This window comes from Bhargavaea cecembensis (assembly GCF_001619585.1).
GTDB lineage: Bacteria > Bacillota > Bacilli > Bacillales_A > Planococcaceae > Bhargavaea > Bhargavaea cecembensis_A.
The window spans coordinates 744,801-757,477 of the sequence record NZ_LQNT01000009.1 but is presented as its reverse complement, the minus strand read 5'-3'; the positions used below and the strand labels follow the sequence as shown (position 1 = coordinate 757,477).

Genomic DNA, 12,677 nt, shown 5'->3' with positions numbered 1-12,677 from the left:
GGAACGTCCAAGAGGAAGAAAGAATCATACATCATTCAGGGGGACATAAATGAATCAGACAATGGAGAAAAAACAATTACGGAGCGTGATGCTCGGTGCCGCGTTCCTGATGGCCACCTCGGCCATCGGACCCGGCTTTCTCACGCAGACGACCGTCTTCACCGAGCAGCTCATGGCAAGTTTCGCATTCGTCATCCTCATTTCCGTTCTGATCGACATTGCCGCGCAGCTGAACATTTGGCGAATTATAGCCGTCTCCGGCAAGCGGGCCCAGGATATCGCAAACGATGTACTCCCGGGCCTCGGCTATGTGCTGGCGTTGCTTGTCGTGATGGGTGGCCTCGCCTTTAACATCGGCAATATCGGTGGTGCGGGCCTCGGCGCGAATGTGCTGTTCGGCATTGATCCAAAAACCGGCGCCATCATCAGCTGTATTCTGGCTGTCGGCATTTTTGTCGTCAAGGAAGCGGGCCGTGCCATGGACCGGTTTACACAAATTCTGGGCTTTGTCATGATTGCCCTGACACTTTATGTGATGTTCACGGCGCAGCCCCCCTATGGAGAAGCGGCGCTGCGGACCGTGGCACCACTTGAGTTGGACATTTTGGCCATCGTCACGCTTGTCGGAGGAACCGTCGGCGGTTACATTACCTTCGCGGGCGGCCACCGGCTGATTGACGCCGGCATCAAGGGGAAAGAATACCTGCCCGTCGTTACCAGAAGTGCGGTCACCGCGATCGGGGTCGCCTCGCTGATGCGGGTCCTACTGTTTCTTGCCGTCCTGGGTGTCGTCTCACAGGGGCTGAAGCTGGATCCCGGCAATCCGCCGGCATCCGTCTTCCAGCATGCGGCAGGAAACGTCGGATATAAGATCTTTGGTGTCGTCATGTGGTCCGCCGCAGTGACATCCGTCGTCGGAGCGGCCTACACATCCGTTTCCTTTATCCGCTCGTTTAGCCCGTGGATCGACCGGCATGCGAAGAAGTTTATCATCGGATTCATTCTGATTTCGACACTCGTCTTTGTCATTGTCGGACAACCTGTCAAAATCCTGGTCCTCGTCGGCTCGCTGAATGGTCTCATTCTGCCGCTCGCACTTGGCGTCATGCTAGTTGCAGCCTATAAAGCACGGATTGTCGGGGATTACAAACACCCGATGTGGCTGACTGTTGTCGGCGTGATCACGGTTATCGCAATGGCCTTAATGGGCGGGTATTCCCTGATCAATGGAATCCCTCAATTGTTTAAGTAATTAAAATTCCAAAAGCGATTGACGGGACATGCCTCGTCTTGGTATTCTGTTTTTACCAAACAACGGAAAGCAGGTGATGTGAGATGGCGAAAGTAGAGATTGCAATGAAACAATCCGGTCGGCCTGGACTCACACGCCTGCGGGGCGCGTTTTGACGCGTACTCCTGTTTTGCGTGCCTGAGAACCTCCACAGCCGCCGGATTGCCGGTATGCTGTCGGAGGTTTTTCTTATGGTCACGGACATAACAGGAGGAAACGAATTTGAATATGACCCAATATGGTTTTAAAGATCCGTTCAAGGCGCAGGCGGAAAGCCTGATGGCAACCCCTGATTTTTCCCGGTGTATCCCGGGCCGGGTAATCCTTGAACACAAGCGGATGTACCGCGTGGTGACAGAGCAGGGGGAATGGCTCTCGACCGTTTCGGGAAGCTATGCGTTCCATTCTGCGGGGCGGATGGATTTCCCGTCGGTCGGGGACTGGGTGCTCGTGGAGCAGATGCCCGGAGAGGAGAAAGGCATCATCCATGCGCTGCTTGACCGTATTTCGGTCTTTACGCGCAAGGAAGCAGGGATGCGTACAGAGGAACAGATTGTCGCGGCGAATGTGGATATTGTCTTTCTCGTTATGAGCCTGAATGCGGACTTCAATGCCCGCCGGCTGGAGCGTTATCTGGTCGCGGCTTGGGATTCCGGAGCGAAGCCGGTGATCGTGCTGACGAAAAAGGATCTGTGCGAAAATACGGCCGGCTACCTGGAAGAATTGGAAGGTATCGCATTTGGCGTGGATACGGTGCTCGTGAGTGCCGTGACCGGGGAAGGGTTGGACGAAGTCAGCGCCTTGCTCCGCGAAGGGCTGACGGCAGCGCTTCTCGGTTCATCCGGCGCAGGCAAATCGACCCTGACGAATGCGTTGGCTGGCAAGGAGAGGATGGCCGTGCAGGATATCCGGGAAGATGACGCAAAGGGACGACATACGACGACCCATCGCGAACTCATTACGCTGCCGGGAGGCGCCTGCCTGATCGATACACCGGGGATGAGGGAACTTCAGCTGATGGACCAGAGTGAGGGACTCGATTCCGGTTTCAGTGATATTGATGAACTGGCGGAATTCTGCCGCTACCGCGACTGCGGCCACGGACAGGAGCCGGGCTGCGCGGTCCGGGAGGCGGTCGAAGAGGGCCGGCTCCCGGAGGATCGGCTCGCAAGCTACTTCAAGCTTCAGCGGGAAATCGCCTACATTGAGCAGAAATCCGATGCCCGTGCCAGGATGGCCAGCGCAAAGCAGCGCAAGGACCTGACCAAAGCTGTGCGCCGTGCACAAAAACAGAAGAAGAAACGATGAAACGGATGCCCCCAGGCTTGGGGCATCCGTTTCATTTTATGGTCACCAGATCCCGATGATATAGTAAACCACCAGAGCCACCAGTCCGACGGGGACCCCGAACCTGGCCCATTCTCCGCTTGTGATCCGGAGCTTGCCGGCAGAGATGATGTTTGGAATGTTTCCGGGAATCAGCATCCCGCCGCTGATCAGGAGGCCCAGAAGAATCGCCCGGATGGCGTCAAATTGCATCAGCGGGCTGATTTCGGCTGCGGCCAGCGTGGCGTTGTCGAGGACTGCGGACAGCATATTCATCCAGTAGAGTGTGCCCGGTGCAATATCTGTGAGGTGCTCTCGGATGAGCGGTTCAAATCCGGCACCGAGCATCGTGAGCGCCATGATGAAAAGGTAGACCTTGAACGAGCGGGTGAAGATTGAGGAGACAGGCTCGGGCGGCGGAGGGGTTCCGCCCGCCTCTTTTCCCGGCGGGTCGACCCAGACAGCCGCGAGCATTCCAAACATCAGGATGGCAGTGAGGACATCCAGTCCGATCAGGTTAAATAGAAACGAAAACTCGGCATCCAGTTTCTGCACCGTAATAGTGGAGAGGGGTTCACCAATCGGGGTGAGTGCGGCGCCGAGTCCGATCGAATAGCATGCAAGGATGACGAGCCGGATCTCGGAGCGCCGGGCGAGACCGAGCGTGCCGGTCACCGTAACGAGTACGAGTGCCGCGATGATGGCAGTGATGATGCTCGAGATGAGCCCGAGCAGGATGACAAGCATCGCATAAAGAAGCCGGTCGGGCATGACAGTCCGGAGCCGGCGGATCCCTCCCGTAAGCTGCCGGTAAAACAGGCGGAAGATGATGCCGGCGACAAGCACGGTCAGCGTGATTGGCAGCGGGTCAGAAAATGCCTGTCCGAGCAGTCCGCGATTCATCACACCGCCGGTGATGGCCGCAGCGATCCCCATAACGAGAAGGAACAGTTCCAGCTGCCGCTCGACCGGTTTCACGGCAAACGGCAGGACGAGGACAAGCAGGAGAATGATCAGGAGGCCGGTGGTCACGTCGATTGCTCCTTTACTTCAGGCTATTGGACATCTTATGAAGCGGAGCGGAAGGACATGTCCGCATAAATCGACAATCCTATGTTCCGATTGCTCTGATTTTTCGTTATACTAAATACTAGTTTGGAGAAATGAGTTGATGCTGCACATGAATAAAGATCTGTTCATCGCTTTTTTCCGGGCAGGGATGCTCGGATACGGAGGCGGCCTTTCAGCCATCCCACTCATGAAGAGGGAAGTCGTGGATAGGTACAAGTGGATGGACGATGATGAATTCTCAGACGTCCTGGCCTTGGCCAACACGCTCCCGGGTCCGATCAACACGAAGCTGTCCGGATATATCGGCTGGCGGCTGAACCGCTGGACGGGGATGCTGTCAAGCCTGGCCGCCACGGTCCTTCCGACGGCTTTCCTGATGGTCATCCTCCTGTCGCTCCTTAATGCGTTCAAGGACAAACCTTGGGTACAGGGAATGGCAAGAGGGGTCATCCCGATTGCAGGCGTCATGATCGGGGTACTCGCAATCGACTTCCTGAAAAAAGCAGGACTCGGCCTCGGCTGGCCGCTGACTGTGGTCCTTGTCGTGGCAAGCTTGGCGCTTACTGAGTTTGCGGGTGTCCATCCGGCAATTATCATCGCGGTCCTGATCGTGTCTGCATTCATCCCATGGAAGAGGAAGGGGGATGCGTCATGATGCTCTACTGGCAGGTGTTCTGGGCGCATTTCACGTCCAACCTTCTCGGGTACGGCGGCGGTCCGGCAACCATTCCGCTCCTGCAGCATGAGGTGGTCGACCGGTATGGCTGGATGTCGAATGGAGAATTCAGTGAAATCGTGGCGCTCGGAAACGGGCTGCCCGGCCCGATCGCGACAAAGATGGCCGCGTATATCGGCTATGACGTCGCCGGCATTCCGGGGGCTGTCATCGCTACTTTCGCAACCGTCGCCCCGTCACTGATCCTGATGGTCGTCCTGCTCGGCATCCTCATGCGGCACAAGGATGCCCCGCAGGTAAAGCGGCTGACAAAGGTTGTCCGTCCGACGATCGCCGTTCTTCTCGGCGTGATGACCTATGATTTCTTCTTCGATTCGTTCACCGGGTCGGGCTGGATCCACACGCTCATCCTGATTGTCGCAGGTTACATCCTGCTTGAAGTACGCAAAGTGAGCCCGACGTGGGTCGTTCTAGGGGCGCTCATCTACGGCGCGATCTTTCTCGGCGGCTAAGCCATCTGCACATTTAAAGAAGGGGGAAATGATTCATGGATTACTTGTATCATCCGTTCCGCTCGCAGCGGCATACGGTATTCGCAAAAAATGGTGTGGTGGCGACAAGCCAGCCGCTCGCGGCACAGGCAGGCATTGAGATCATGCGACGTGGGGGCAATGCGATCGACGCCGCCATTGCCACGGCTGCGGCACTGACCGTCGTCGAGCCGACCAGCAACGGCATCGGCGGGGATGCATTCGCCCTCATCTGGACGGAAGGCAATCTCCATGGACTCAACGCATCCGGCCCGGCGTCAAAGGACGCAACTGCCGATAAAGTGAAGGGGCTCGGACACGAGAAGATGCCGGTGTTCGGCGCGGTTCCGGTGACCGTCCCCGGCGCTCCTGCCGCATGGGCGGAAGTTTCCCGCCGGTTCGGGAAGCTGAGCCTTTCGGAAACGCTCGAGCCTGCGGTAAGACTGGCGGAGGAAGGCTTCCCGCTAACGCCGATTCTCGGAAAGTACTGGGAAGTCGCTTATAACAAATTCAAGAACCTTTCCGAAGGCAGTGAAGAAGAGCGGAAAGCCTTCGAGGCCTGGTTTGACACATTCGCCCCGGACGGCCGTCCGCCGAAGACCGGTGAAATGTGGCGTTCCCCGGGACATGCCGATACGCTTCGCCAGATCGGCGAGACAGAAGGGCGGGCATTTTATGAAGGAGCGCTCGCGGGGCAGATTGCCGATGCGGTACAGGAACACGGCGGATTCCTGAGCAAAGAAGACCTGGCGGCTTATCAGCCTGAATGGGTGGAGCCGGTGTCCGCAAACTATCGCGGCTACGACGTCTGGGAGATTCCGCCGAACGGCCAGGGCATGGTCGCCCTTATGGCGATGAATATCCACTCGGCAGTCGGCCAGCAGCCGGCCTATGGAGACGCCGAGACAATCCACCGCCAGATCGAAGCGATGAAACTGGCATTCACCGACGGCAAGGCGTTCATCACCCAGCCTGACGAGATGCCGGTCGAAGCGGCACATCTTCTGTCGACTGAATATGCGGAAAAGCGTGCTGCCGTCATCGGTGAACGGGCGATTGATCCCAAGCCATTAGAACTGGTGAAGGGCGGGACAGTTTATCTAGCAGTAGCAGACGGGGAAGGCAATATGGTTTCCTTTATCCAGTCCAACTACATGGGCTTCGGTTCCGGAATTGTTGTGCCGGGTGCAGGAATCGCGCTCCAGAACCGTGGTGCCGATTTCTCTCTTGATCCGGAACATCCGAACTACCTGAAGCCAGGCAAGAAGACATATCATACAATCATCCCTGGATTCCTAACGAAAGATGGGGAGGCAGTCGGGCCATTTGGCGTCATGGGCGGCTATATGCAGCCGCAGGGCCATTTCCAGGTGGTCTCCAACACGGTCGACTTCGGACTGAACCCGCAGGCCGCACTGGACCAGCCGCGCTGGCAGTGGGTTGGCGGCAAGACCGTCCAGGTGGAACCCGACTTCCCGCTCCATCTTGCGCAAGCCCTCCAGCGGAAAGGACACGACATCCAGATTGCGACAGACTCAGGCGGCTTCGGCCGCGGCCAGATCATATGGCGAAACCCGGAAACCGGCGTGCTCGAAGCAGGAACGGAATCCCGGACCGATGGCTCCATTGCCGTCTGGTAATTGAACATTGAAGTGAACGCCGGCTACCCGCCGGCGTTTTCTATTGGGGCCAAAAGGATAAGGCCACAACATTTTCTATAATGGATTAGTGAAAAGGAAGGAAGGGAAGAACAGGGGAAACGGACCAATCAGGAGGAGATCAAGTGCTGACATTCACACCGAGCCAGGATGAACGGACCATCGCGCTGAAGTTTGATGGGACCCTTACAAAGGAAGATGCGTTAAAATTGAACGAAGCGATTTCAAGAAAATACGAAGAGGACGGCTCGTTTAATATCTTCGCCGAAGTCGGCACGGTTGACCTCGCCTCCATCCCCGATGCCCTCAGGGGGGGCCAATTCGACATGGAACGCCTGATGGCTTTCGATAAGGTTGCCCTCATGAGCGAGCAGAACTGGCTCCAGTTTGCCGAGGGACTTGGAATGGGAGGAATCGCCAGGCTTAAGACGAGGCATTTCAATCCGGGTGAGTATGAAGCAGCGTGGGAATGGCTGGGAGAGGAACAATGAGGGTGGAGCGGCTGCAGTCTATGCAGCCGCTTTTTGTTTTGGGGCAGTTCGCGCCGGCAACGGATGAATTCGCGACCGCCACAGCACGATTCGCGCCGGCATCGTTGAATTTCGCGACCGCACCAGGCCGATTCGCGTCGGCATCGTTCGGTTTCGCGACTGCACCAGTCCGATTCGCGTCGGCACTGTTCAATTTCGCGTCAGCATCGTTCAATTTCGCGACCGCATCAGTCCATTTCGTATCCGCACCTGATAAATTCACGGCACCCCAGCCAACTATTTCAACCTCGATGCCGGTCTGGTACGCTTAGAAAAAGCGTATAAAAGAAGGTGTCAACATGATTACAGTTGTCGGCAGCATCAATATGGATCTTGTGGTGGGGGCAGAAAGGTTTCCGAAACAGGGGGAGACTGTCCTCGGGAATCTGCATACGACGGTTCCCGGCGGCAAGGGGGCTAATCAGGCGGTGGCGGCCGTGCGCCTTGGCAGCAAGGTCGGCATGATCGGGGCGGTCGGCACCGATCCGTTCGGGGATGAACTCGCTGCAAATCTGGAGAACGAGGGCATTGATGTCAGCGGTGTAAAGCGCGTGGAAGGTCCGAGCGGCATTGCGAATATCCTGCTCTCGGAAGGTGACAACCGGATTATCGTCGTTCCGGGTGCCAATCATGAATTGGCGCCGGAAGATATCGACAAAGGCGAATCGATTATTGCATCGAGCGACCTTGTCGTCCTGCAGCTGGAGATTCCCATCCCGGCCGTTCTCCGTACACTTGAAATCGCCCGCAGGAACCGGATTCCGGTCATCCTGAATCCAGCGCCGGCTGACGGATTCATCGATGAGTTTCTGCAATATGAGCCAATTTTGACACCCAACGAGAGCGAAGCAGCGATAATCTTCGGCGAGAACTGGGAACGGGCACTTGAAGCACATCCGAACCGGCTGATTGTGACACTCGGCCGGGACGGAGCACGCTACTATGACGGGAAGCAGCATGTCCGGGTGCCGGGTATCCGGGTGAAGGCGGTCGACACGACCGGTGCCGGCGACACGTTTAATGGCGCTCTAGCCGTTGCCCTGGCGGAAAAAATGCCGTTGGAAGACGCCATCCGGTTCGCCAACGCTGCGGCGTCACTGTCCGTCGAACAGTTCGGCGCCCAGGGCGGCATGCCGAAGCGGGGGGAAACGTTGAAGAGATTGCAAAAAGCAAAATAATTTTAGGAGGCGCAAACGTCGAACTGTGACATTTTTCCTGACTTCAGTCCGATTTTGTTGCATTAACCCCCTCTTCCAAAGACCCGATGTCTTTGGAAGGGGGGATTTTTTTGTTTTTACAACAGCATGGCATGATAACAAAGGACCAGAAATATAGTTTAAGTCTGGGGAGGATTTCCCATGAAGGGAATGTAATTGTTTACATTGCAAGCAACCAAATTGGAGAGGGAGTTGAAATGGTGAGGAAGAGAATGGTCAGTGTCATGGCAGCCGCGTTATTGATGACGAGTATGTTTGGGGGAAGTGTGTATGCGGATGCACCACAGGATCTAAAAGAAAAGATTAAGTTGCCGGGAGAAGTGGACCCCAACCAGGAGTTGCTGGATAAGATCAATTTAAAGCCATTTAATCTAAACCAATTCAACACCAAAGGCCGATTTAGCCAGGAATCTGGCCGTCCCGTAATTGAAAAGGCCGCCGAAGATGATGTCTACTACGAAGTCGAACCCAATGATGACTTTTACTTGGCAGACAACCTTCCGCTATTATCATTAATGGTTGCGAATATGGACTACTTAGACATTGATATATACAAGGTAAAAGTGACCACTGCTGAGGAGTACCTGCTCGTTCTGGGGATGACCGATGAGTTTGAGTTTCCCGTCAATGAGTTGATTTATGGGGTTGTCGACAGCAACTATAATTTCATTGAACCGGAGTTTTATGCATATGAGGATGGTCTCTCCTATCAGGCTGTCCCCGTGAAGAAAGGCGATTATTATATACTTGCTTTCGACTATTACGGGGAGCGCTGGGGAGAGTACTACTTTATGATGGCCGGGATGTTGGATGTTATCGATGCCCCTAAGGTCGATGCCATTGATGACAATGACAAAGTGATCACGGGTAAATCGGAAAAAGGTTCCACCGTCAAAATTTATAACGGAAAAACAACGCTGGGGTCTCAAAAAGTGGATAGTAAGGGTAACTTCAAGATCAACATCAAGCCAATAAAAGCCGGTACAAAAATAAAGGCAACGGCGACCGATCAGGATGGCTATGAAAGCAAACCGACGACCGTCACAGTAGCAGATAAAACGGCTCCGGCGGCTCCGAAGGTCAATGCTGTCGATGACAATGATAAATCCGTATCGGGCAAGACGGAAGCCAATGCCACGGTCACTGTCAAAAACGGCAAAACGACCCTGGGCACACCTAAGGCCGACAAGTCAGGGAATTTTAAGCTCAGCATTAAACCTGTCAAAGCAGGTACGAAGTTAACCTTTACCGCAAAGGACTCTGCAGGCAATGTCAGCAAAGCCACTTCTGTGACAGTATTGGATAAAACTGCCCCGTCTTTGAGCGTGAAAGACATCTATTCCAACAGCAAATCGGTTTCCGGAAAAACGGAAGCAGGAGCAAAGGTAACGGTGAAGGTCGGCAAGAAATCGTTGGGCTCCGGAACCGCGAATAGCAAGGGTGAGTTTACAATTAAAATTAAGGCTCAAAAGAAAAACACAACTATAACGATATCAGCTTCAGATAAAGCGAAAAACACAAAGACTGTTACCAAGAAGGTTAAATGATTTAAGTCTTCTTCGTTTTGACTGAATATCAACACAAAAAACCCGAACCGGGACTGTTTAACAGTCCATGGTTCGGGTTTTGGTTTATTAATATTGTTGGATAGCAGTGGCTGGTTTCTGTTCCAGGCCCTTAAGTACAGCCTGATAGATCCGTTCACAGTTCCGGTAGTCAGGATATTTAATTACACCCGTGATATCCACCTCATAGTTCTCGAAATCGTGGAGAACCCGATCCTTAATCAGATCGACAATCTCCTGTTCAGATTGGGCGATCCGGCCAATGAAGGTGTCTTCAACCGGGCGAAGAATCCCTCTCCGGAAAAAGCGTTCGACATCGAAATGATAGTGGATTACCGGTTTTTTCATCTTGATAAAATCAAAACTCACTGTGCTGTAGTCAGTGATGAGCAAAGCATGTTCGATAAGCAGGTCCTGCACCTTCCGGGAACCGAAGGGGATGAAGTTCACTTGGCTGTCTTCGAGGTCAATATTCCTCTCGAAGAAATCCTGCGCCCGGTAATGTGGATAGAAGTTGAGCCGGACGTTATGTTCACGGAGGAGGTTATTCAACTCCTGGTTGTTGATGAGATTGACGTACGTACTGAAGTATTCGCTCTCGAGGAATTGCTGGTCGGTATTGATCCAGTCACGCCATGTCGGCATGAGGAGAATGTCCTTTGGCGGCTCGTTCTGTATGAGGCGATCAAATCGGGCAAGGCCGGTGACTGCTACCTCGTCAGATTCATATCCCATTTCCTCCATGACAATCTCTTCCTTCTCCTCGTCACTGCTCACGATAAACAAATCGAATGGAACATCATAAAACTTCTTATGATACTCGACGTTCTTACGGCCCAGGACACCATGCTGGAGAAATACTTTGTACGTATCCTCGTAATGGAAGAATCCCCTGGCTGTTTTAAACGGCAGAATATTCTCCAGGTCATGGGTTCCGAGCAGGACTCCGGCCTTTAGAGAAATGTCGTAATGTTCCTGTGAACCGAACTCCAGAACATGCGGATCGTCAGAGACGTTCTTATAGTCCTTTGAATCCTTTTCAATGACATAGTACGCCTCAATATCTGTATTGTCCCGAAGCCATTGATACAGGACGATCCCGTTGTCCTGTGCAGTGTCATAGCGCTCACCGATCAGCCATATATGCCGGTCCTTCACTGCACCTTCATCTTTCAGCTCAATGTGAGAAGGGACGGCGAATGTCTCAATTTTTGTGTTGTTGAATGGTGTCGTCGTAATCAGGTAATAGTGCAGGTTTCCTTCAGAATCCTGAACAACGTGGGAATCGTAATAATTGTCTTTATGGTAGTCGGAACCGCTGTAACGGATTTTCTCTTTTCGGACTGTGTGTCCGTCAATGTCCGTGATTTCAATGTACAGGTCGATGATGGTCTTATCCTTGCTTTTCAGAGACGTGAGATCCAATTTCTTGAGATCAATATCAAAAGTACCCTCAACCGGTACCCGCGTCGATTCAAGTGACTCCCGTTCCTCAAATAGAAGATTGGCCCTGCAGTTGACGAATTCAGACAAGTTGCCGACATATCCGGATAACTTGAAATCCGAGATTGACGTAATCTGCTTTCGGATTCCGGGACGCTTGACCCTCAACCCCAGAGATCCATCTTTCCGGACGTAGAATCTGAAACGAATTAGCTGTGAATCAATAATATGCTCAAAACTAAATTCACCGGCCAGTATTTTGGGATCCAGGATGAACTGTTTTTTGACGGGCTTCTCTCCGTCGGATACTACAAAAAAGCGCTTGATGGAGAAGTTGTCCGCAAGCTCTTTTATAGGAAGAACTGCAAAGTTTTGATCACTGTTCTTTCTTAATGGATAGGCCGAAGTTTCTTGTGTAAGTGTATCTTCCATTTGCAGGATCAGGCCATCCTCCGTTTGGTCAGCTGAGATATTGATGTGGATGGACTCTTCGTCCTGCTTGAACAGAATCGTATCTGGCTTAAATGAATGGGCGGACATGGATAAACAGGCATAGCCGTTCTGATTCATGAGGGTGATCGCATGGTTGAACGATTCAAGCTTTGCCTGCTTGGTACCATCTGTCTCAAGCGGCTGAAGCCGACCGTCCCATTGTATAAACAATCTCCACGTTCCAAGTGAGAGGGCGGTAAAGTCATTGATTTCAATGCAATCATCACCGATCAGGCGGCAATCAAGAATCCTGAGCTTATGATTCTGGAATGCGTATAATTCAATGGAATTGTCCGGTAAGCGCGAAGATAGGGGCTTGCTGCTTTGCAGGACAAGCCGGCTGTAACCGGAGGACTGTTCTGTCACAGAAAGGGGTTCGGCATGGAATTCCAGCTCGGCGAATTTCCTGTAAAGCAGGATTGAACGGTCTACTCGGGTGATGATGTATTTTCCGCCCAGCAGAATACCGGAAGCGGCATTCATCGAGAAATCGTCTGAGACGGTGATCCACATTCGCTGCCCATTGATAAATAGCTGCACCTTTAACCGGTTGTCGAGTTCCTGGAGGGCGGACTCGGGCACATGAATGGTGAGGTGATGCTTGTCGATCAGCTTATATGGAACCGGCTTCTCCAGCTCACCTTCCGTTACTGTCACAGAGATGTTTTTTAAAGGTGTCCAGAAGTTTTTCAAATCAAGATGGAAAACGAGCCCGTCTCCTTTTTGTTTAACGTCCGATACAGTAACTTTTTTGACAAAACGTTTCTTGATGTTCCTTAGCTGTTTTCGTATTCTTTTTCGGATGGGTGACATATTTATTTCTCCTATATTGGTTTGATTTAAATCAATGTTTTATGAGGAATATCATAACATATCAG

General features: G+C 52.9%; 10 protein-coding genes. 8 read left to right on the top strand and 2 right to left on the bottom strand.

Features of this window, described 5'->3' with window-relative positions:
- Positions 1-49 precede the first annotated feature (49 nt).
- A complete protein-coding gene (locus AV656_RS07345) occupies positions 50-1,252 on the top strand; it encodes an NRAMP family divalent metal transporter (protein WP_419865550.1) in 1,203 nt (400 codons plus the stop codon).
- A gap of 261 nt (positions 1,253-1,513) precedes the next feature.
- A complete protein-coding gene (gene rsgA / locus AV656_RS07340; protein ID WP_063180383.1) occupies positions 1,514-2,599 on the top strand; it encodes a ribosome small subunit-dependent GTPase A in 1,086 nt (361 codons plus the stop codon).
- Between the two features lie 42 nt (positions 2,600-2,641).
- Here the strand turns inward: rsgA and AV656_RS07335 are convergent, their stop codons facing one another.
- A complete protein-coding gene (locus AV656_RS07335) occupies positions 2,642-3,649 on the bottom strand; it encodes a DUF1646 family protein (protein ID WP_063180380.1) in 1,008 nt (335 codons plus the stop codon).
- A 139-nt stretch (positions 3,650-3,788) separates the two neighbouring features.
- Between AV656_RS07335 and AV656_RS07330 the strand changes: the two genes are divergently transcribed.
- The 6 genes from AV656_RS07330 (at position 3,789) to AV656_RS07300 (ending at position 9,846) form a co-directional block, all read left to right on the top strand.
- A complete protein-coding gene (locus tag AV656_RS07330) occupies positions 3,789-4,343 on the top strand; it encodes a chromate transporter (protein WP_063180376.1) in 555 nt (184 codons plus the stop codon).
- Positions 4,343-4,876 carry a chromate transporter gene (locus AV656_RS07325; RefSeq protein ID WP_063181305.1) on the top strand — a complete coding sequence of 178 codons (534 nt, stop codon included), beginning with the start codon at positions 4,343-4,345 and terminating at the stop codon, positions 4,874-4,876. Before AV656_RS07330 ends, AV656_RS07325 begins: the two co-directional genes overlap by 1 nt.
- A gap of 35 nt (positions 4,877-4,911) precedes the next feature.
- A complete protein-coding gene (locus tag AV656_RS07320) occupies positions 4,912-6,534 on the top strand; it encodes a gamma-glutamyltransferase family protein (protein WP_063180373.1) in 1,623 nt (540 codons plus the stop codon).
- Positions 6,535-6,677: 143 nt separating this feature from the next.
- On the top strand, positions 6,678-7,043 hold the full coding sequence (locus tag AV656_RS07315) for an STAS/SEC14 domain-containing protein (RefSeq protein WP_063180370.1): 366 nt from the start codon (positions 6,678-6,680) through the stop codon (positions 7,041-7,043).
- Positions 7,044-7,381: 338 nt separating this feature from the next.
- Positions 7,382-8,260: a ribokinase gene (rbsK, locus tag AV656_RS07305; RefSeq protein ID WP_063180364.1), complete on the top strand. Its 879-nt coding sequence runs from the start codon at positions 7,382-7,384 to the stop codon at positions 8,258-8,260.
- A gap of 110 nt (positions 8,261-8,370) precedes the next feature.
- Positions 8,371-9,846: an Ig-like domain-containing protein gene (locus AV656_RS07300; protein WP_063180361.1), complete on the top strand. Its 1,476-nt coding sequence runs from the start codon at positions 8,371-8,373 to the stop codon at positions 9,844-9,846.
- 87 nt (positions 9,847-9,933) lie between these two features.
- Here the strand turns inward: AV656_RS07300 and AV656_RS07295 are convergent, their stop codons facing one another.
- Positions 9,934-12,612 carry a CDP-glycerol glycerophosphotransferase family protein gene (locus AV656_RS07295; RefSeq protein WP_063180350.1) on the bottom strand — a complete coding sequence of 893 codons (2,679 nt, stop codon included), beginning with the start codon at positions 12,610-12,612 and terminating at the stop codon, positions 9,934-9,936.
- Positions 12,613-12,677: the final 65 nt, after the last annotated feature.

Coding starts and splice junctions, on each gene's coding strand:
- AV656_RS07325 (WP_063181305.1), top strand. CDS start 4,343: ATGCTCTACTGGCAGGTGTTCTGGGCGCATTTCACGTCCAACCTTCTC.
- AV656_RS07320 (WP_063180373.1), top strand. CDS start 4,912: ATGGATTACTTGTATCATCCGTTCCGCTCGCAGCGGCATACGGTATTC.
- AV656_RS07295 (WP_063180350.1), bottom strand. CDS start 12,612: ATGTCACCCATCCGAAAAAGAATACGAAAACAGCTAAGGAACATCAAG.
- AV656_RS07345 (WP_419865550.1), top strand. CDS start 50: ATGAATCAGACAATGGAGAAAAAACAATTACGGAGCGTGATGCTCGGT.
- AV656_RS07330 (WP_063180376.1), top strand. CDS start 3,789: ATGCTGCACATGAATAAAGATCTGTTCATCGCTTTTTTCCGGGCAGGG.
- rbsK (WP_063180364.1), top strand. CDS start 7,382: ATGATTACAGTTGTCGGCAGCATCAATATGGATCTTGTGGTGGGGGCA.